This window comes from Patescibacteria group bacterium, from assembly GCA_041650995.1.
Taxonomy (GTDB): Bacteria; Patescibacteriota; Patescibacteriia; order XYB2-FULL-38-15; family XYB2-FULL-38-15; genus JAHIRI01.
The window spans coordinates 388,042-409,203 of record JBAZJZ010000001.1; the positions used below are offsets into that span (position 1 = coordinate 388,042).

General features: G+C 40.5%; 21 protein-coding genes. 1 reads left to right on the forward strand and 20 read right to left on the reverse strand.

The features are described from left to right. Nucleotides 1-98: 98 nt before the first annotated feature. From WC445_02225 to WC445_02280, 12 genes are all read right to left on the reverse strand, one after another. A complete protein-coding gene (locus WC445_02225) occupies nt 99-1,160 on the reverse strand; it encodes a sugar phosphate nucleotidyltransferase (GenBank protein ID MFA5128765.1) in 1,062 nt (353 codons plus the stop codon). Next, entirely contained in the window at nt 1,157-1,678 is a 522-nt protein-coding gene (locus WC445_02230) for a phosphatase PAP2 family protein (protein MFA5128766.1), read from the reverse strand. The genes WC445_02225 and WC445_02230 overlap by 4 nt, the downstream gene beginning before the upstream one ends. 7 nt (nt 1,679-1,685) lie before the next feature. Next, nucleotides 1,686-2,504, reverse strand: coding sequence for a bifunctional DNA-formamidopyrimidine glycosylase/DNA-(apurinic or apyrimidinic site) lyase (mutM, locus tag WC445_02235; protein MFA5128767.1), 819 nt, complete (start codon nt 2,502-2,504; stop codon nt 1,686-1,688). Between the two features lie 8 nt (nt 2,505-2,512). Continuing rightward, nucleotides 2,513-5,131, reverse strand: a complete 2,619-nt coding sequence (locus tag WC445_02240; GenBank protein ID MFA5128768.1) for an HAD-IC family P-type ATPase — start codon at nt 5,129-5,131, stop codon at nt 2,513-2,515. 14 nt (nt 5,132-5,145) lie between these two features. After that, nucleotides 5,146-6,720 (reverse strand): 2,3-bisphosphoglycerate-independent phosphoglycerate mutase, encoded by a 1,575-nt coding sequence (gpmI, locus tag WC445_02245; protein ID MFA5128769.1) that lies wholly within the window; start codon nt 6,718-6,720, stop codon nt 5,146-5,148. 24 nt (nt 6,721-6,744) lie between these two features. Beyond that, nucleotides 6,745-8,307 carry a 2,3-bisphosphoglycerate-independent phosphoglycerate mutase gene (gpmI, locus tag WC445_02250; protein MFA5128770.1) on the reverse strand — a complete coding sequence of 521 codons (1,563 nt, stop codon included), beginning with the start codon at nt 8,305-8,307 and terminating at the stop codon, nt 6,745-6,747. Between the two features lie 53 nt (nt 8,308-8,360). Continuing rightward, a complete protein-coding gene (locus WC445_02255) occupies nt 8,361-9,140 on the reverse strand; it encodes an SIMPL domain-containing protein (GenBank protein MFA5128771.1) in 780 nt (259 codons plus the stop codon). A gap of 75 nt (nt 9,141-9,215) precedes the next feature. After that, a complete protein-coding gene (locus WC445_02260; GenBank protein ID MFA5128772.1) occupies nt 9,216-10,412 on the reverse strand; it encodes a phosphoglycerate kinase in 1,197 nt (398 codons plus the stop codon). Nucleotides 10,413-10,501: 89 nt separating this feature from the next. Next, the gene (locus WC445_02265; protein ID MFA5128773.1) at nt 10,502-10,759 is read right to left on the reverse strand and encodes a hydrogenase/urease maturation nickel metallochaperone HypA; all 258 of its coding nucleotides are present in this window, start codon (nt 10,757-10,759) and stop codon (nt 10,502-10,504) included. A 37-nt stretch (nt 10,760-10,796) separates the two neighbouring features. Beyond that, nucleotides 10,797-12,062 (reverse strand): nickel-dependent hydrogenase large subunit, encoded by a 1,266-nt coding sequence (locus tag WC445_02270; protein ID MFA5128774.1) that lies wholly within the window; start codon nt 12,060-12,062, stop codon nt 10,797-10,799. A gap of 278 nt (nt 12,063-12,340) precedes the next feature. Further along, on the reverse strand, nt 12,341-12,802 hold the full coding sequence (locus WC445_02275) for a hypothetical protein (GenBank protein ID MFA5128775.1): 462 nt from the start codon (nt 12,800-12,802) through the stop codon (nt 12,341-12,343). 400 nt (nt 12,803-13,202) lie between these two features. Beyond that, nucleotides 13,203-13,961, reverse strand: a complete 759-nt coding sequence (locus tag WC445_02280; GenBank protein MFA5128776.1) for a hypothetical protein — start codon at nt 13,959-13,961, stop codon at nt 13,203-13,205. Between the two features lie 143 nt (nt 13,962-14,104). Between WC445_02280 and WC445_02285 the strand changes: the two genes are divergently transcribed. Further along, nucleotides 14,105-14,746, forward strand: a complete 642-nt coding sequence (locus WC445_02285; protein ID MFA5128777.1) for a phosphoribosyltransferase — start codon at nt 14,105-14,107, stop codon at nt 14,744-14,746. A 102-nt stretch (nt 14,747-14,848) separates the two neighbouring features. Here the strand turns inward: WC445_02285 and WC445_02290 are convergent, their stop codons facing one another. From WC445_02290 to ricT, 8 genes are all read right to left on the reverse strand, one after another. Then, complete coding sequence (locus WC445_02290) at nt 14,849-15,568, reverse strand: DUF6390 family protein (protein ID MFA5128778.1); 720 nt, start codon at nt 15,566-15,568, stop codon at nt 14,849-14,851. Beyond that, the gene (locus WC445_02295) at nt 15,565-15,801 is read right to left on the reverse strand and encodes a HypC/HybG/HupF family hydrogenase formation chaperone (GenBank protein ID MFA5128779.1); all 237 of its coding nucleotides are present in this window, start codon (nt 15,799-15,801) and stop codon (nt 15,565-15,567) included. Before WC445_02295 ends, WC445_02290 begins: the two co-directional genes overlap by 4 nt. A gap of 8 nt (nt 15,802-15,809) precedes the next feature. Continuing rightward, nucleotides 15,810-16,721, reverse strand: a complete 912-nt coding sequence (locus tag WC445_02300) for a DMT family transporter (protein MFA5128780.1) — start codon at nt 16,719-16,721, stop codon at nt 15,810-15,812. A gap of 15 nt (nt 16,722-16,736) precedes the next feature. Further along, nucleotides 16,737-17,555: an FAD/NAD(P)-binding protein gene (locus WC445_02305; protein MFA5128781.1), complete on the reverse strand. Its 819-nt coding sequence runs from the start codon at nt 17,553-17,555 to the stop codon at nt 16,737-16,739. Beyond that, nucleotides 17,552-18,517 (reverse strand): 4Fe-4S dicluster domain-containing protein, encoded by a 966-nt coding sequence (locus WC445_02310; GenBank protein MFA5128782.1) that lies wholly within the window; start codon nt 18,515-18,517, stop codon nt 17,552-17,554. The genes WC445_02305 and WC445_02310 overlap by 4 nt, the downstream gene beginning before the upstream one ends. An 80-nt stretch (nt 18,518-18,597) precedes the next feature. Continuing rightward, nucleotides 18,598-19,242: a hypothetical protein gene (locus WC445_02315; protein ID MFA5128783.1), complete on the reverse strand. Its 645-nt coding sequence runs from the start codon at nt 19,240-19,242 to the stop codon at nt 18,598-18,600. A gap of 81 nt (nt 19,243-19,323) precedes the next feature. Then, on the reverse strand, nt 19,324-20,337 hold the full coding sequence (gene gap, locus WC445_02320) for a type I glyceraldehyde-3-phosphate dehydrogenase (protein MFA5128784.1): 1,014 nt from the start codon (nt 20,335-20,337) through the stop codon (nt 19,324-19,326). A gap of 31 nt (nt 20,338-20,368) precedes the next feature. Next, nucleotides 20,369-21,160 (reverse strand): regulatory iron-sulfur-containing complex subunit RicT, encoded by a 792-nt coding sequence (gene ricT, locus WC445_02325; GenBank protein ID MFA5128785.1) that lies wholly within the window; start codon nt 21,158-21,160, stop codon nt 20,369-20,371. Nucleotides 21,161-21,162 lie beyond the last annotated feature (2 nt).

Sequence of the window (21,162 nt, forward strand, 5' to 3'; positions counted from 1 at the left end):
TAAAACAAATTAAATTATTTTTTGCCTAAACCCGGTTAGATGTTAAGAAAAAATTTAAAAAAATTTTTTCGCGGAGGACTTCTAACGGGGCATAATTGCTATAAATATTTTTTTAATCTCTTTTTCTCTAATCCATCTACAATTTTTTTAACCTCTCCCGCTCTGCCTTTCGAACAAACAAGCAACGCATCTTCAGTCAAAACAATCACGAGATCACTTAAACCGACTGCCGCGACTAACTTATTATCCGGACTATAAACCAAACAATTCTTTGTGTCAATTGAAATAACTTTTCCCCTTGTCACATTTCCATTTTTGTCGCCAGGAAGCATTTTCGAAATAATCTGCCATTTTCCCAAATCACTCCAAGTAAATTTTTCCGAAACAGCAACAGCAATTTTCGGCGCTCGATTTGTAATCGCCGTTTCAACGGAAATTTTTTCTAGTTTAACATAATTTTTTGAACTTCCTCCGGCTGCCAATTTTTCACAAACATCATACATTTTTGGCTGAAATTTTCTAAATAAATCAAGAATGGTTTTTAACTTCCAAACATACATTCCGGTATGATAAAAATATTTTCCTGACTTAATCAATTTTTTACAATAATTAATATCTGGTTTTTCAACCCAACCACCAACTTTAAAAATTCGCGCTCTTTTTTCTCCTCCTATTTTTTCCCCGATTTTTATATAACTGTATCCCGCGTCCGGACAAGTTGGTTTCGCCCCCGGCGTTACTATATAGTCAGGATTTTTTTCTAAAAATCTTTCCGCTGCCTGAAGCATCGCGCGAAAAGACGCGGCATTGGAAATATAATCATCAGAGGGTAAACTCGCAACAATTGCATTTTCTCCAAAACGACGCGCTAAAACACAACTTTCAAGACACATCGCCGGCCCGGTATTTCGCCCCGCCGATTCCAAAATCATATTTTTAACCGGCAACTCCCCTATTTCCTTCTTCAACCTGCGGATCATTTTTTGATTTAAAGAAATAAAAAGATCTTCTTTATTTTTAAGAAGCGGTTTTACGCGATTTACTGTGTCGCGGATAAGAGTATTTTCCCCAACCAAAGCCTGAAATTGTTTTGGGTTATTTTCGCGCGATGCCGGCCAAAGCCTTGTCCCCGATCCTCCTGCCCTAATTACGATTTTCATATTTTAAATATTTTTTTCCAATTAATTTTATTTACCGCATAAGCCGCGAGCCCCGCCAAAATTATTCCACCCAAAATATCTAATGGATAATGCACTCCAACATAAACCCTTGAAACGCTGACAAACGCCGCCAAAATTATTAAAACGGCACCCAATTTTCTGTTATAAAAATAAATTCCAAACGCCATAACAAAAGACAAAAATGTATGTGCCGAAGGAAATGATCCGTCGGATATTTTCCCTATCAACAAATTTACGTCATGAACGGAAAACGGGCGCGGCCGGAAATAAATTAAATTAATTATAATTTTTATAAGATAACTGAAAAATGCCGCCAAAATAATTTCTAAAATTATAATCGTGTCCGCGCGCCGATTATTTTTATTAAAAATCGTCCAGGCGATAATCACAAAAGCCATGGCAAAAATTAAATATTCAGCGCAAAAAATTCCGAAAAAATCCAACGGCCACCATCTCCCTGCCAGATTGTTTATAAGTTGGAATAAATAAAAATCCATAATCAATTTATTTTTGGCAACCGGGACAAAAGCTCGTCCCCCGCCCGGCCAATTTAATTGTTTTTACTTTCCCCTTGCAACTGATGCACGACTCTCCTCCGCGGCCGTAAATTTTTAGAAAGGGCATGTAGCTACCTTTTTCTCCCAGGGCGTTGACATAAGAGTCAACCGATGAACCACCTCGCGCGATCGCCGCGGAAAGAATTTTTCTAAGGCAAAAATAAAGATTTTTAATTTCCGACGCAGTCAAAGTAGAAACCTTTCTTCCTGGCAAAATTTTGGCGCAAAAACACGCTTCTTGCGCGTAAATATTTCCGATGCCGGCGATGAATTTCTGATCCATCAAAAGCGGTTTTATTTTTGCGTTCGGTTTTTTCCCTAGCAAATTTTTAAAATCTTCCACGGAAAATTTTTGATCAAGAATTTCTGGCCCGTAATTTTCTTTATCTAAAAAATTTTTTACCTCGTACGTTTCCATTAACTTCGCGTAACCGAAAAGACGAAAATCATAATGTTTCAATTCATGGTCGTCGGAAAAAGTATAAATAATATGCGGCTTACCAATCCCCTCTTTTCCATTATAAATCAGCTGCCCCGTCATTTTTAAATGAATTACAATACTCCGACTATTGGACAAATCTAAAATTAAAATTTTAGCTCGCCTTCTTAAATCCGTAATACTCGCTCCAATAATATTTTTTCTAAATTCCCTTACTGGCACATTGACCATTCTCGCCAGCCTCACTTCAACGGATTTTATTTTTTTACCTTTTATTTTAGCAAGTAATTGTCTTCTTATTGTTTCTACTTCTGGCAACTCAGGCATAAAAAAATTTAATTAACTGAAGAATTATTTAAAATTCTCATCTCTTTTTTATGTCTAGTGATAAAAATAAATTTTACTAACTCAATCAACAAAAGATTTATCAATCCCAAGAATAATATAATTCCCCAGTCGCGGATACCTAATGGCACAGTTCTCAAAACTTTTTGAAAAAAAGGAACATAAAGTGCGATGAAAAACATTAAAAAACCAAAAATCACAGAAATATTTAAAAATTTATTTTTAAAAGGGTTCATGTGCCAAAGAGAAAACCTTAAACTTCTGCAACTCCAAACATAAAATAATGAATTAATCCCAAGCCCCACGAATACAATCGTCCTTGTATATTCAATGTCTTGGTATATTTCCCAAAAATAATAAAATAAACCAAAAAGTAACAGATCTGTAAAAATTCCTATAACAAAAATTATAATTTTCATTTCCGCATTTAAAATATTTTCTGTCTTTTTTCTCGGTTTTTCCCGCATCAATCCTCTTTCTTCTGGCTCAAAAGAAAGAGCAATGGACGGCAAACCATCTTCAATTAAATTAACCCAAAGAATTTGCGCCGCCAAAACCGGCAATGGCAGCCCCAAAAGCAAACTTCCACCAACCAAAATCATCTCCGTAAAACTATCAGACAAAAGGTATGTAATAACTTTTCTGATATTTTCAAAAATTGCCCGCCCTTGCTTAACTGCTTTGACAATAGTAGCAAAATTATCATCCAAAAGAACCATATCCGAAACTTCTTTTGCTACCTCTGTTCCAGAGCCAAGCGCAACTCCTATGTCTGCTTTTTTGAGGGCCGGAGCGTCGTTTACTCCGTCGCCAGTCATAGCGACCACTTCACCCTTTTTCTGCCACGCTTCAATAATTCTCATTTTATGTTGCGGCAGAACGCGAGCATAAACATTAACTTGCCTCAATATTGAATTAAACTTTTCATCATTCATTTTATCTAAATCCTTGCCTTCTAAGATATTCTCTTCCCCCGCCGGCAAGCCGATTTCTTGGGCAATCGTTTTTGCAGTCAATCTATGATCACCAGTGATAAGAATCGGTCTAATCCCAGCTTTTTTGCACGCCTCCATTGTGTCTCTTGCCTCTTGCCGTAAAGGATCTTTCAGGGCGACCAAACCAACTAAAACCAAATCTTTTAATTCCTCGAGATTTCCATCTTCCTTGTAGGCAACAGCCAAAAGCCTAAGTCCTTTTTGAGTTAAATCATCAATTTCTTTCTCAAAATTTTTAATTCTATCCCCGCTGAATTTTTCTTTTTCGCCGTTAACCTCCAACCACCCAGACATTTCTAATACCACTTCCGGCGCCCCCTTTATAAAAATAACTTTTGAATTTCCGACGGCGTGTAACGTCGCCATATATTTTTTTTCTTCATCAAAAGGAATTTCATCAATTCTTGGTTTTTGTTTTTCAATTTCTTCTTTCCGCAAACCGGTTTGAAGAGCCGCTAAAAGCAACGCTTGTTCCGTGGCATCACCTAAAATAACTAAATTTTCTAATTCTTCTTCTGGATTTTGAATAACTGCGTTATTACACAAAAGACCAATCTCTAAAACCCTAATTCTTGATTTCTCGCTTTTACTTTCAGTAAAAATATGATCCACCATCATTTTTCCAAGCGTGATAGTTCCTGTTTTATCCGAACAAATTACCGAAACACTACCCAACGTTTCTGCGGCGACTAATTTTCTGACAAGTGCCCTTTCCTTGAGAATCCTCTGCATGCCAATCGCTAAAATTACAGTAAGAGCAACAAGCAAACCCTCTGGGATAGCCGCTACCGCCACAGCTACCGCCGTTAAAAATATTTCAATAAACGGCCTACCCTGGACAATTCCAAATAAAAAAATGCATAGACACAACACAGAAAAAACCACCGCAAGCCATTTGCTAAATTTTGATAACTGTTTTTGGAGCGGAGTCTTTTCTTCTCCCGCCTCTTTTACCATCAAAGCAATCTTTCCCAGCTCTGTCCGAACGCCAGTTTCTATCACGACCGCCTTCCCTCGCCCACGGACCACATTAGTTCCCATATAAACTATATTTTCCCTATCCGCCAAAACAGTTCCTGCGGCTAAAATTTTTACGTCTTTATTTGATGGCGCTGATTCACCGGTTAGGGGAGCCTCAATAATTTGCAAATTATGAGCTTCCACTAACCTAGCGTCTGCCGTGATTTTATCTCCCGCTTCAACTAAAATAATGTCACCCGGCACTAACTCCTCTGCATTGATCTCCATTTCCTTCCCATTTCTTATTACTCTTGCCTTATGTTCAATCATCATCCTTAAACGCTCAATAGTTTTTTCAGCCTTCACTTCTTGAAAAAATCCTACGATTGTATTTAATAAAACAGCGGCCAAGATCACTCCCGTATCAATAAATTCATCCAAAAAAATAGTAATGATCGCCGCAACTAACAAAATATAAACTAAGGGGCTTTTAAACTGATTAAAAAAAATCTGAAGCTGCGTTAATTTTTTTTCTTCAGGTAATTTATTTGGTCCAATTTTTTCTAATCTTTGTGCTGCTTCCGTTTTATCCAAACCATCCTCTGAAACATTCAATTTAGTTAGTACTTCTTTTATTTCTAAACTATGCCACATAACATAAATTTTATTTAAATTAACGTTGTGCCAGTCATCTCCTCTGGTTGATCAATGTTCATTATTTTCAAAATTGTTGGGGCAATATCGGCTAAAACTCCGACCGGAGACATTAAACTAAGATCTGTCCCCGGAGGACAAGCCGCGCCGACCCGATCTTTCAATTCTCGCCCGGCCAGAATAAATGGCACGGGGTTTGTGCTATGCTCTTTATCCATTTCTTCGGTTTGCAAATTAACAATTTCTTCCGCGTTGCCGTGATCCGCGGTAAGCGCGAGTACCCCACCCATGGGCAGAATGATATCTGCCAGCTGACCGATACATTTATCCACTGTCTCCACGGCCTCCACCGTTGCTTTATAATTTCCCGTATGTCCGACCATATCGGCATTCGCGAAATTCACTACAATAAAATCATATTTTCGCGACATTATCTCTTTGACTAATTTTTCGGTAATAATTTTGGCGGACATTTCCGGCTTCTCGGCATAAGAAGCGACGTGCGGCGAAGGGACAATTATCCGGTCTTCCCCGGGAAACTCCTCTTCCTTCATACCATTAAAAAAGAACGTCACGTGGGCGTATTTTTCCGTTTCGGCAATGTGGAGTTGTTTTAATCCGGCCTCGCTTAACACTTTTGCCAAACATACTTTTATTTCTTCCGGCGGAAAAATTACTTCAACCGGCAAGCCGGCTTCGTATTCCGTCATCGTGGCAAAAAATAATTTCGGGGGGAAATTATCTCTTCCAAATTTATCAAAATCGGGAATGACAAAAGTTTTAGTCATCTGCCTTGCGCGGTCGGCACGATAATTGAAAAAAATCATTGCGTCATTTTCCGAAATCGTGGCTACGGGTTTTTTTCTCTCCAAAATTACGACTGGAACAAACTCTTCATCATAAACTTTTTTCGCGTATGATTTTTTTATTGCTTCTAATGGATCAGAAAAATATTCCTCGCTTTTTCCCTCGGCAATAGCGCGGTAAGCTTTTTCCGTCCTATCCCAACGATTATCGCGATCCATCGCATAAAAACGTCCAGAAATTGTAGCAATTTTTCCCACGCCGCACTCTTTTATTTTTCCCTGCAATTTTTCAATAAAATCCAACCCGCTATTGTAAATTGTATCCCGCCCATCCAAAAAACAATGGATAAAAACATTTTTTATTTTTTGTTCTTTGGCAAATTTTAGTAATGCGTAAAGGTGTTCAATTGTCGTATGGACACGACCATTGCTCACGAGACCCATCAAGTGAAGACTCGATTTATTTTTTTTAACATGAGCGGCGGCGTCACGCAAAACCTTATTGCGGAAAAAAGAACAATCGCTAATTGCCTTATTGATTCGGGGAAGTGTCTGATAAAAAATTCTCCCAGTCCCGATATTTAAATGTCCAACTTCCGAAGTTCCCATCTCTCCCCAAGAAAGGCCAACTTCTTCTCCTGATGCCCGAAGCGTCATCGCGGGATACGTGGCGATTAATTTATCAATATTTGGCGTTTCTGCTCCGGCAACGGCATTACCCTTTCCTTCCGGGGCAATCCCCCACCCGTCTAAAATAGCAAGCATTACTGGTTTTGGACGCATATCAAAATTAAAAAATAAATTAATTTATAAAAGCAGACTTTTTTTTGTCATTTCTCTCGGGGTTGTTACATCCATTATATCAAGAACGGTCGGCGCGACATTTGCCAAAACTCCTTTTGGTAAAACCTTTCTCCTTAAATTTTTAAAACTAGGCCCAACCACAATAAAAGGCACCGGATTTACAGAATGTTCAGTATCAACTTCTCCACTTTTTAAGTTTACCATTTCCTCAACATTCCCGTGATCAGCAGTAACAATCGTTGTTCCTTCTTTTCTCCAAACACCCCGGATAATTTTACCAACACATTTATCAACCGTCTGCACCGCCCGAATTCCAGCGAACAAATTTCCCGTGTGGCCAATCATGTCGGGATTACAAAAATTCACCACTATAAAATCATATTGTCCGCTGTCAATGTGCCTCCTAACTTCTGTGACTACTTTTTCCGCGTTCATTTCCGGCCTATCTTCGTAATGCGGTGTTGCAAGCGACGGGATTCTGATGCGTTCTTCGCCGTAAAGCGCGTCAGCGTTACCGCCATTAAAAAAATACGTGACGTGCGCATATTTTTCTGCTTCAGCAATGTAAATTTGTTTTTTATCGCGAAGAACCGCCGGTAGGGCGCTTAAAATATTACGAGACGGATAAGCTGTCAAAAGATAAGGAAGATCCGGACCAAAGTCCGTCATCGCCGCGAAAATAATATTTTTAGGAATTTTTTTTCTTTTGAACGAACCTGGATTTTTCCCCGTAAAATCTTTTTGCACAAAGGTTTTTGTGATTTCTCTCGCTCTGTCTGAACGTAAATTAAAGAAAATTATCACATCATTATCACCTATTGTCGCGACGGGCTTATGATCATTTGTAATAACCGTAGGTATAATAAATTCATCTGTCTCGCCGCGATTGTATGCGGAAGAAATCGCCGCTTCGGCCGATTCCGCCGTCGCTCCCTCGCCCGCGACCATTGCGTTGTAAGCCGCTTCAATTCTCGGCCATCGCTTAATGCGATCCATGGCATAAAAACGCCCCATAATTGATGCGATCTTTTCGCCATTATGAAAATGCGTTTTTAATTTTGGCAACAATCTGATCGCGGCGAAACGCGAAGAATCGCGGCCATCGGTAAAAAGATGCAAGAAAACTTTTTTTATTTCGTGCCGACTCAATAAATCTAACACAGCGTAAAGATGACCTGGGGAAGAATGAGCGCTCTCGCCATTTGATAATAAGCCCATTACGTGAACTTTACTCTGATACTTTTCTGCATATTTTATGGCTTCAAGGAAAGCGGTATTTTTAAAGAATGTCCCATCTTTAATACTTTCATTAATATAAACCGCATCTTGCTTAACAACCCAACCGGCAGACAAGTTCATATGGCCCGCCTCCGAGTTTCCCTCCTGATTGTGAGGCAATCCAACATTTTTTCCGTGCGCCAAAAGAAGGGTGTGGGGAAATTCTTTCCAAAGCGCTGACATGGTCGGCGTCTTGGCCAACGTCACGGCATTGCCAGGGCCTGGCGGCGCGATTCCCCAACCATCGAGAATAACTAAAACGATTGGCTTTTTATTATTTTTAGCCATAAATTAAATCTTAAATCTGGAACTTTAACTTTCTGGAACTTTAACTTTTCAATCTATTTTATCTCGTAACTCACAGTCACATTCACGACAATATCCATGCTGCCGCTTTCTACGGTAGGCGCAACTGCTTCTTCACCCCCTCCGCCATAACCAAGTGCGTCAAATGATTTATACGCCGAATATGGAGTTGACGTGTATTCGCTAAAAGATACTATTTTTCCAAGATCCACGCCAGCCACGCGCGCCAAGGCGTCTGCTTTTTCTTTCGCGTTTTCTAAAGCCTTCACTCTCGCTTCTTGCCGCAAAGCTTCAGGGTCATCAATATTGAAAGATAAGCCGCTCACTTGATTCGCGCCATTTTCACCAGCTGCCGCCAAAATGTCTCCAATTTTTGTCAAATTTCTAATTTTTACCGTAACGCCCTGGCTCACTTGGTAACCTCGTAAAATCTGTTTTCCGTTCGGCCAATCATACTGAGGATAAATATTGTAATAACTTGTTTGGATATCTTTACTCTCCACTCCTAAATTTTTTAAATTCGTGATAAGCCTGTTCATTTTATCAGTATTTTCTTTTTGGGCACTCTTCACGTCAGGTTTTTCGGTCTGCAGCCCCACGCTAATCGTAGCAATATCCGGGATGCCGGTAACTTTCCCTTCGCCGGAAATGGCAATTGTGTCTCGCTCCGCCGTCGGTTTACCGATGTATTGGTAGCTCTTTAGATTGTTCGCGACGAGCGTCCCTAAAAATACCAAAAATCCGAGTATCACGAGCGAGACAAACACCGCGAAAACTTTGTTGTTTTTCCACGATGGCCAACAACAATTTTCCATATTTTTGACAAACGACAGACAGCTCGCGACGAACAATAAAGTGTTGGTCGTTAGTTGTTAGTCGTAAGTTGTTAATTATTTTAATAATGGTTTAACTCCGGGCAAAATTTTCCCCTCCAGGAATTCCAACATCGCTCCCCCGCCAGTGGAAACATGATCAATATATTCGGACATACCGGTTTTTTCTATTGCTTCAATTGTTTCCCCTCCACCCACGACACCAAAAACTTTTCCCTTAGATCGCGCCGCAATAAGCCGTCCGAGCGCAACCGACCCATGACTATATTTTGAAATTTCAAAATACCCCATTGGCCCGTTCCAAACAATAGTTTGCGCTTTTCTGATAATTTCAGAATATTTTTTAATAGTTTCCGGACCGATGTCTAAAAGCGCATAAGGTTTTTTACAAAGTACTGTTTTATTTTTCAGCACACCAGCCACTCGCGCTTTCTTCCCTTTAAAATCCCCTACTACAAAATCTACGGGCAAAATAATCTTTTTGTTCTTCAAAAGTTTTTTTGCCGTTTTTAATTCTTTTGCCTCATACACCGAGGCGCCGATGCCATAGCCCTTTGCGGCAAAAAAATTATTAACCAGCGCTCCGCCCAAAAGAAGCGAGTTAACTTTTTTCAATAAATTTTCTATTACGGAAATTTTTGTGGAAATTTTTGCTCCGCCAATTAAGGCGACAAACGGTTTTGACGGCTTCCCGACCAGACTACTTAAAACGCTGATTTCTTTCTTCATTAAAAGTCCCGCATAGCTCGGCAAAAATTTTGGGACGCCAACAATAGAAGCGTGCGCCCGATGTGCCGCGGCAAAAGCGTCATTTACGTAAAGATCTGCCAAACTCGCGAGTCCCGCGGCAAATTTTTTATCATTTTTTTCCTCGCCTGGATGAAAGCGCAAATTTTCTAGCATCATCACTTCACCGGTCTTCATCGCGTCAATTTTTTTCAATCCTTTTTTACCAACCCAGTCGGTAGGCACTCTCCCTTTCATTAATAAAAATTTTCCGAGCACAACGCCAATCGGCTTCAAACTTAAATTATTCTTCACTTTCCCGCCCGGATCCCCCAAATGGCTCATCAATATTACCTTAGCTCCTTGCCCTAAAAGATATTTTATTGTTGGCAAAGCCGCCCTGATTCTCGTATCATCGGCCACAACAATTTTTGTCCCGGATTTTTTAAGCGGAACATTAAAATCAACTCGGACGAGCACCCGCTTGCCTTTTAGACTTTTGATTTGGTCAATCGTTTTTAATCTCATAATATTTGATAAAAACAACCAATTACTTAATTACTACCAATTACTTAATTACAACGAGGTAATTAGGTAATTGCTATTTTATTATTTTGCTATTTATCCCCCTCAATTTCTTCAAGTTCCCACGTGTCGGCTTTTATTTTTTTTACCACCACCTCTGCGTTTTCCGCTTTTGTCCCACGCGCGAGCGTGCCGACGTTAAATTTCAAATTCTCCGGATTTATTTCCGAACCATGTTCAATCACGCTGCCAAGGCCAATGACAATTTTTGTCACCTTCTTCAATTTATTTTTCTCGGCATGATCCAAAACTAATTTTAAAATTCTATCTGCTTCATGTAAGTCGTGCATACAATAAATTACGTATTAATAAATTTAAAGTAACAATTTAATGCGTCGCGCAAGTCATGCAAGGATCATAAGCGCGGACCATCATATTTATTTTCCATCTTCTGTCTCGTTCATCTTTAATGTCTGCCTCATTCAAATATTTTTCTAAATCATTTTCCAAATTGTCCAAAAACTGCGCTGTTGGCGTGACAATATTGCAAGCGCGAACAATGCCGTATTTATCAATTTTATAATAATGATAAAGCGTGCCTCGCGGCGCCTCGGTCGCGGCCAAACCTTCAGAATTTTTTAAAGTATGTTTCACCATTAAAATTCTTGATTTCTCACGCAAATATTCTTTAAGTAGTTTTCTAACTTCTTCAACGCAATGGACGAGTTCCACGGCCTGCGCGTAAATATTATGGAAAGTGTTGTAAGTCAAAATTTTTCCTGATGGCTTGTCAAAAAAAGTTAAAAATTTTTTTGCTTCGGGATTCAAATAGCGATGGCTCAAATTCAATCGCGCAATCGCGCCAGGCATAAAACTTTTTCCAAGATGGCGCGCGCGTTTTGTCGGATCACCGCTTGTTTGCTTCTCCACAATTTCTTTATAAAATTTTTTCACCGGACGGGACGATTGCACAGTTGATCCAATTATCCCATCATAAAACGGATATTCCCGCGGCGCGACAAGCCCAGTGTATTCCGTTTTCCTCTCATATTTTGGATAGTCAAGCGCCCGAAAAAATTTTGCCGCGCCAATCGCCGCTTCAAGTACCGACTCGGTTTCGTCAATTAATCCTCTAATAATTTTATCATCAAGCACTCTTCTAAATCCGCCGATCTCCGTCACAATCAAATGCATATCCCGGCCGCCGACCACATCTTTAATTTTATTCCCAAAATCTCGAATTAAAATAATTTTTTGGGCGAGGTTTGGATATTTTTTTATTAAATCAACATCGCTTTCATATTTAAAAAAATCCCCGAGCGATAAAAAGAAAAGATGCGCCGCGTGGCTTTGAATCGGCTCGGCAAGGACCAAAACTTTTCGGAGCCGCTCAATCTGCGGATTAATTTTCACGCCAAGAGCGTTTTCAATCGCTTTAATGCTTGTGATATTATGCGCCACCGAACATATTCCACAAATGCGCGAAGTAACAATCGGCGTCTCAATATAATTTCGATTTAAAATTATTGATTCAATCAATCGCGCGCCAATCGTAACTTTCATTTTAGCGTTTTTAATGTCGCCAGCGAGCATGTCGGCAAAAAAACTGGCGTGACCTTCAATTTTCGCGAGATGGCTTATTTTTATTTTCATATTTTCTTATATTTACTGATTAGACAATTATATCAAAAAATTAAAATTAAAACAAAGCCCCCGAGTGATGCCCGGAGTGACACGCTTTAGCGTGTTACTTACCGAAATAACAGCCTAAAGGCTGTCAGTCCGATTTATTAAAAATAAAAAAATGCCCCGTTCCATTTCTTCGGCTTTGTGAAAGCTTCAGATTTGAAACGGGGCCAAGAGACCGAAAGTCCAAGGATCCGAGTGACCCGGCCTTTTTGAAGGGCCGAGTTACCCAGGATCCAAGGACCCTACTTGCGACGGAGCACCCGGAAGCCGCCGCCCCAGTCGTAGCCGAGCCAGCGCCAGTCCTGGCACCAGCCGTCGTCGTGCCAGCGGACGCACGCCACGAGCCCGCGGTCGACCGGGAACCGCCAGTCCGGGAAGACGAAGACGACCTTGCCGCGGAGAGCGGCAGGGACCTCGTCCTGGTGGGCGAGGAGGAACTCGCAGTCCTCCTTGCCGAGGTTGGCGCCGAGCCTCTCGGCGCGGGCGACCATCACGCGGCCGACCACCGAGGTCTCGCCCTCCCAGAGGAAGGAGAGGATCTCGTAGGTGCGGCCGCCGATGGTCATCTCGGTGGGGAGGGAGGACTTGACGAGCGTCTCGGCGAACTCCCGCACCGCCTCGGTGTTGTCCGAGGAGACGAGTGCCGAGAACAGTTCGTCGCCGATCTCGCGCTGCAGATGGGCCGTAGAACGCAGAGTATCCATTGCCGTTTCCTTTTGCCTCCTCTTTCGAGAAAGCGCACTCCTCGCCGACCTGGCAAAGAGGAAGCGCCGGTTTCCCAGCCTTCTTTCCAAATTTTATTATTCTTCGAGCGGAACGGAGCGAAGTCGAGAAGCGGTTCTCGACACCCCGCCGAATTGGCGGGTTGCTCGAACAATAAAATAGAGAAAGAAAACCGGGAAATTAACCAAAATTTCGCTTAAAAAGAACTATTTACTAACAATTAAATATACCATATTTTAATGGTTTTGTCAACCCCATTTTTCTATGTCATTCCCGCGAAAGCGAGAATCCAGATTACTGGATCCCCGGGTCAAGCCCGAGGATGACAAAATAAAAACCCGACTTTCGTCGGGACTCCGCCTTTAAAATCAAATAAAAAAATTATTTTTCAATTCTCAAAAAATCATCCTCCGCGCCATAGGTTTGCATAATTTCCCGGAGATATTTTTTTCCGACTAATTTCTGAATATTTTTCAAATGTTTTTTAATTTGCGGTCCGGCTCCGGGAAGCGGTCCGCGGCAACCATAACAAAATCTTTTACTGCGCAAACATATTGCTTTGCATCCGCCAAGAGTGATCGGCCCCATGCATGGCTCCCCTTTTTGCAAAAGACACTCATAACCTTGAGCCTGACACTCGAAGCACACCGGTCTTTGAGGAATTCTTGGCTCCCGTCCAAAAATAATATCTGAAATAACTCGATAAAATTCATCTTGATCAATCGGGCAGCCTGGAACAGTGTAATCAACTTTTACCACCTTAGAGAGCGGCACAACTCTGGAATTTTGAATGCGCTGATATTTTGGATAGACGTATTTGACCTTTTCGTTTTTCAATTGCTCTGAATAATTTTTTATCTCCTGAACTCCGCCCAAATGAGCGCAACTGCCGATGGCCACCAAAATTTTTGATTTTTTTCTCAACTCCTTTAAATATTTTATGTCTTCCTTGGTAAGCGGCGTCCCTTCAATCACGGCCACGTCATAACTCGGACGCTCCCGTTTTTCTTCCGCCCAAGAAAAATTTCCCAAATCAAAAACCTGAAAAAGATCCAATAATCTTTTTCCCAAATTTAGGATTTCCACCTGGCAACCCTCACAACAAGTCATACTGGCAATGGCAAGTGTCGGCTTCGGCATATGTTTCATTATAGCACTTTTTAAAGGGTATGAAAAACTGTATAATTTAATCAGGATTATGGCCTGAGCCTGTCGAAGGCCAACTTATCAATAGCACCCCCTTCGACTTCGCTACGCTTCGCTCAGGGAATAAATGGATATATATGATATTCAAAAATCGCGTGGAAGCTGGCCAAAAATTAGCCGAAACGCTCAAAAAATTTAAAGACGCCCAAGGCACGCTTATTTTAGCGCTTCCCCGCGGCGGGGTTGTTGTCGGTTTTGAAGTAGCAAAAACCTTAAGCTTGCCGATGGATATTATTGTCCCGCGAAAAATCGGCGCCCCGGGAAATCCGGAATTTGCCATTGGCGCGATTACCGAACAGGGCGTTGGAATTTTTGACGAGATGGTAATTGGCACTTACGGAATAACCGAATCGTATTTACAAAATGAAATAAAAAAAGAAAAAGCCGAGGCGGAACGGCGGTTGAAATTATACCGCGGGACTCGTCCGCCACTAGATTTAAAAAATAAAACGGTCATTATTGTTGATGACGGATTAGCAACCGGAATGACAATGCGCGCGGCCATTAAGACGGCCAAAAAACTCAGAGCGGAAAAGATTATTGTCGCAATCCCCGTTACCTCGCCCGAAGCGGCAGAATTAGTTAAAAAAGAAGTTGATGAAATAATTTATCTTGAAGCTCCGGCATTTTTCGGCGCTGTTGGATCTTTTTACGAAGAATTCGGACAAACAACAGATGAGGAAGTAATAGATTTGTTAAAAAAATCGGAAAATTTTTAAAAATAAAAAACCACCTCGCCATATCAGTCGTTCAGGCTCGCGCAATGACAAAAAAACAAAACTCCGCCAACCAGCGGAGTTTTAAAATCTATTTTATTAAATTTATAAATACTTTAACGTCCTCCCAGTCCAATATTCAAGCCGTTGCGCCGTTTCCCTTGAAATAATTTCGACCGCTCTACCCCAATGGTAAGAAACCGTATCCCCAGCTTTAACTCGCGGAAGAATCAACGGGTCGCGTTTTATTTCTATCAATTTTTCCTTGCCGATTTTTGGTAAATATTTACCCCGTAATTTTATAAGCGTTTTTGCGCGTATAACAAGCGCGTCACCCTTAATCAACTTTACTTTTCCCCACCCGATACGGCAAAGTTCTTGGCCAATCGTACCGCGTTCTACCCTGCCGGTAATGCTACCAACCACAAAAACGTGAAAGCTATGGTGCGGCCTATGCCTTTTATGAACCCGCGAAGCAATCTTCTCGGCCGCGGCAGCAGTCATTCGTCCTTGATTAGCAAAACTGCGTACAAGATCAGCTAAATCCTTAGAGCTAACATTTTCTAATAAATTATTTCCAATCCAATAAGCATCAAATACTCGCGGATCAAACCAATCGGCGATTTTATTGCTCTCGGCGATAAGTTTAAGATAGGGAGCTAGGGCAATAAATTCTCGAAGAATTTTTTTTAGCTGTGCGTCACTGACTTTATCTGTCGTCAAATATCGATAAAGTTTCCCCTTCCCTGCTCCCTGCGGCCCGCAAAGACCAAGCTCGTGTGGATGCAGGGAATATTTAACTCCCCTTTTAAGATATTTTTTCATTTTTTAACCCCTCTATTTTTTATTTTTGAAGGCTCACGAAATAATGCCAAAAATTCCTTTGCTTCTGCTTCGGAAATTTTTTTAATCCCCACATCTCCCTGTACCAATATCCACTCTCCCTTCTTTGTCCCCGATAAAAGCGACGTATCAACATTAAAAACCTTGCCACCATTTTTTATGGTGGCCTTATTTTTAGAAATTTTTTCAATTTTACAGGGGATCCCAAAGCACATAAAAAATCTCAAACCTTAAAACTCAAAACTTTTTCTTTTTTAAATTTTGACATCAAATCTACGACGACAATCACCCCCAAAAATATTATCAAGCTACCAAAGAAAATTTGCCAATCAAAAATTCCTTTCTGCGCCATTTCAAGTAAACTCGTTATCGGCGCGCCAAGCGCGAGAACGCAGGCCGCCGAAGAAACCGGGATATATTTTAAACCGGCATACCAGGTTAAAACATAGCCCAAGAGGAAAATCGCCGTTATCCAGACCCAACTTAACTCTGCCACGCTCATACTTCCGAGCAGTTTCATCTGCCCGGTCGCCGTCCAAAAAATAAAAATAAATAAAAATCCAAAAAACATTCTGCCCCAAGCAACAATTTTTGGAGAAATATTCTCCAATGCTTTTTTAGAAATAATTTGTTCTGCCGCCCAAAATAACGTAGCAACTAAAACTAAAAACTCACCATACCCGAATTGTAATCCATTAAAAATTTTCAAAAGAAATATGTTGCCCAAAAGAAGCAATGAAGCACCAATCACTAAATTTTTACTTACTTTTTCTTTCAAAACTAACACCGCTAAAACAATTACATAAATAAATAAAGTTTTATGGATAAAAGATGTACTCGCCCCGCTTGTCGCGGCCAATCCCTTAAAAAAAAGTAAAAACGGAATACTGCCGCCAACCAAACCGATTAAAACCAACACCCCCCATTCTTTAATTTTCAATTTTGCCAACAACTTCCATTCCTTAAACCAAAAAATTAAGCACAACAAAATTACGGCCACAACTATATTTTTCAAGCCGGTGAAAATATCTGAATTAATAACTTTAACACCGAATTGATTTATAAAAATAGAAACGCCGGAAATTATTGCTGTTCCTAAAACTAACAAATATCCCTTCTTCTTATTAATGTTCATAATAGTTGTTTAATATTAAATCGCGCCTTTGATATCCTTCAACTCCGCCCAGGAAAAAACCGGACCGTCTTGGCAGACGAAAAAACTGCCGACGGCGCAATGGTTGCAGACGCCAACGCCGCAATGCATCCGCCGTTCAAGCGAAAGAAAAATATCACTATCTAAAAAAGCTGATTCTTTTAATTTTTTGATAACAAATTTATACATCACTGGCGGACCGCAGAGAAATGCGACTGGATTTTCGGCAAGAGGCTCCTTTTCAAACAAAACCGTAACCAATCCCTGGATTACCGGGCAAGATAATTTAAATTTATCCGTGGGTTTATCAAGACATAAATGAAAATCAATATCATTTTTCATCCACAGATCATATTCATTGCGGAAAAGTAGATCATCTTCAGTTCTCGCTCCGTAGAAAATTTGGACTTTTTTATATTGATTTCGGTTTTTTACGATTTCAAAAATTGCCGTCCGAACCGTTTCAAGTCCCAAACCGCCAACAACAATAAGTAGATTTCTTTGTTTAGCCAATTCTAAGGGAAACGGCCGGCCATACGGCCCGCGCACCCCGACTTTATCCCCCACCTTTAGAGCGTGCATCGCTTCTGTCACCATTCCGACATTTCTTGCGCAAACCTGAAATTTATTTTTCAATGAAGCATCGGAACAAAGACAAAACGGCGCCTCTCCATATCCCGGCAGAGAAATTTCCACAAATTGACCGCTTCGAACCATAAATCCGCGCGGGGCAACAAGGGTAAATAATTTTGAATTTGAACCCTCGTCCTCAATTTTTAAAATTTTTACCGATTGCGTTTCGTATTGATTTTTCATAACTCCGCCAACACTTTAAAAATATTTATATTTACCGGACAAACCTTCGCGCAGCGGCCACAACCGACGCAACCCATAATTTGAAATTGATCGGGAATTCTAACAAATTTATGGTAATACCAAAAATGAATTCTCTCGGCCGTAGTGCGCAAAAACTTATGCCCGCCGGCAACTTCCGAAAAATCATTATAAAAACAAGCGGACCACGCGCGCTTGCGAACACCACTGCCATTGATTAAATTTGGCTGATCTTTTATATCAAAACAAAAACAGGTCGGACAAATTAAAGTACATTTGCCACATTCAATGCATCGCGCCCCAACATCTTCTTCCCAAATTTCTTTTTTATAAGTTTTCCGAAGCGCGTCGCGATATTTTACCATCATCGGATCTAATCCCTCTTCCTTAATCGGCCCGGCGTACGCGATATGTTCGTAATTCTTATATCCAAAATCCTCTAAAATTTTTTGTCCTTCTTCCGAGCCGGTATAAACAAAATATTTATTATTCTGCACTTCCAAAAAGATATCAAACTGCAAATGTTCCAAAATATTTTCTTCATATTTAACCTGAAAAAGATTTTGCTCCACATTTTCCGGAATCAAACTTTGGCCAATGATAAACGTCTGCCGCATTCTCTCCTGATACCATGGATCGCGTTCAAAAACTTGATTCAACAGTACAACCGCTTTCAAATCTATTGGATTAATGCCAAATATTACCTGCTTTTCCGCTTTTTTAACTTCAGCCATTTTTTCCTTTTTATATTCAAAAAGAGTTTCCTCAGGCGGAACTAAAAATCTTTTGAATGAGTGTAGGGGCGGTTCAGAAATAAGTTTCACTTTCTTCGCGTCGTCAACTTCAGCGTAAACAACTTCTCCCGGCCGTTTTTCCGGCGCCCAAACTTTATAACCGCGCTTCATTAAAAAGGCAATAAATTGTTGTAACTCGCCGTGGGTCATATTTTGAAATTATAGCATAAAATCGCTCGAAAATAAAAATGGGCTCACAACGTCCCAATCTTTCCACGCGAAAACATCTCTCACAAATCGTTTGTCGTCAGTCGTTTGTCGTCAGTCGTTTTCAACCATTTTTTATTCCATTTTTCCCAATTTTTAAAAATTAAAACACAACCAGCAAAAACTCCGAAGACATCAGCCACTAAATCATTTGCAACATCAATCGCGATCGGCTGGTTGGAATCAAAAAACATCTCTGTCCCCCACCAAATATCCCCTTGCTCCTGAAAAATTTCCCAAAAAAACGATAAAGCCAAAATCAAAATACTGCTAATCAAAATAACCTTCACTTTATCCGACACACCATTTTTTATTTTTAAAATTTCATAAAACATCGCCGCCATCACCACAAAAGCAGCCGGAATAATCATGTGGACAAGAAAATCATATTCAAAAAATTTTATGTATTTATAAAAATATACAGTGCCGAGGGATGTCGTAAAAAAAATTAACCCGCCGATGCCCAACAAAGTTTCCCCGAAGGCCTCGGAATAATATTTTTTGACCCGACTTGATTTTGAAATTAAAAATAAAATAAATAAAGAAAAGGCTCCCAAGAGGAAAGTAGTAACTAAATAAAAATTTTCAAAATACCAATAAACCCCGGCCAAAACAAAAGCCGAAAAGAAAACCGACCAAAAAATAACTTTCATTGCGCGATAAAACATATTCAGAAACATCAAATTTATTTTATTATAGCACAAAAACAAAAAGCCGGCCTTTTAGACCGACTTCTGTTTTACCTAAATTTATTTTAATTTTTTTCCGACCATTTCCGTAAATTCCACCAGTCGCGTGCTGTATCCCCATTCATTATCATACCAGGCAATCACTTTCACCAAATTTTCACCGACTACCGCCGTCAGTTCGGCGTCAACAATTGAGGAATATGACGATTTTCTATAATCAACTGAAACAAGCGGTTCGTTTGAGACATCCAAAATTCCCTTTAATTCTTTTTTCGCCGCATCGGATAAGGCTTTATTCACTGCTTCAATCGTTGTATTTTTCCCAACCATCAAAACAAAATCCAGAAGCGACACAGACGGCGTTGGAACACGGATAGACAGACCGCTCAATTTTCCTTTCAAATCGGGAATAACTTTTTCTACGGCTTTGGTCGCACCGGTTGTTGTCGGAATCATGGAAAGCGCGGCGGCACGGGCTCGGCGCAAATCTTTATGTGGTAAATCCAAAAGGCGCTGATCATTGGTGTAACTATGGCAGGTCGTCATCGTGCCTTTTAAAATTTTAAATTTATCGTTCAAAACTTTAGCAACCGGCGCCATGGCGTTTGTCGTGCAGGATGCCATGGAAATTACAATATCTTTTTTGGGATCGTATCCTTTTTCGTTACAGCCAATCACATAAGTCGGAATTCCCTCGCCTTTGCACGGCGCAGAAATTATTACTTTCTTCGCGCCGGCTTTTATGTGCGCAGAAGCACCAACGTAATCCGTAAAAACACCCGTTGACTCAACCACAATATCAACGCCTAGTTTTTTCCACGGCAGTGCCGCCGGATCCTTTTCCGCAAAAATTTTTATTTTTTCTCCGTCAACTTCTATAAAATCTTTTCCGGCCGCGACTTTGCCCGGATGCACGCCATAAACTGAATCGTATTTATAAAGATGAGCCAGGGTCGCCGGGTCCGTTAAGTCGTTAACTGCGACAATATCAATATCCGGATGGTCTTGGGCGATGGCAAAAAATTGTCTGCCAATTCGGCCAAAACCATTAATCACGACTTTGATTTTTGGCATATTACCTCCTAAATTTATTAATTTTAAAAATTTATTTTTTAATAGGAACTTCAATAATCGTCCCCTCTTCTAATTTTACATCAACTGACTGTTTTAGGGTATGCCAACCGATTACTTTTCCCCGACCGTGGTCGGTCCGGACATTCGTACCGATGGGTGGAAGTTTTTTTGCCGCCTCCTCATAATTTTTTTGCTCATATGCCAGGCAGCACATCAGCCGGCCGCAAACGCCGGTTAAGCGATCCGATCCGCGATGAGCGATTTGCTGGAGATCGGCAAGATCGGAAGAAATATTTCCTAAATCTTTTTTAAATTTTTGGCAGCAAAGATGACGGCCACAAGCCCCGACATCACCGGAAATTTTTGCTTCATCGCGAATGCCCAATTGCTGAAGGCGAATTGATTTTTGAAAAGTTTTGGTTAAGTCTTTTACCAAATCGCGAAAATCAACTCGTCCATCGGCCACAAAAGCAAAAGTAAGACGCCCACCATCAAAAGAAAAATGGGCGTCGATTAATTTTATCGGCAAATTATATTTTTTTATCAGCTGTTTGCAAGCCGCGAGCGCTTCTGTTTTTTGTTCTTCTTTCTCTTTTAATTTTGCCAAATCAGCCGTGCTGGCTTTTCTGAAAATCGGTTTGATCTCAAGTTTTGCCGTTTCAATTTCTTTCGCGTCAATTTCTTTTACACCGACTATTTTTCCCATTTCCACTCCAAGGTCAGTTTTAACTACCACAAAATCCCCTACCGGAAAATTTAATTCCCCGGCGTCAAAATCGTAAACTCTCCCCCAGGGCGTAAATTGAACTTCAACAATTTTCATGG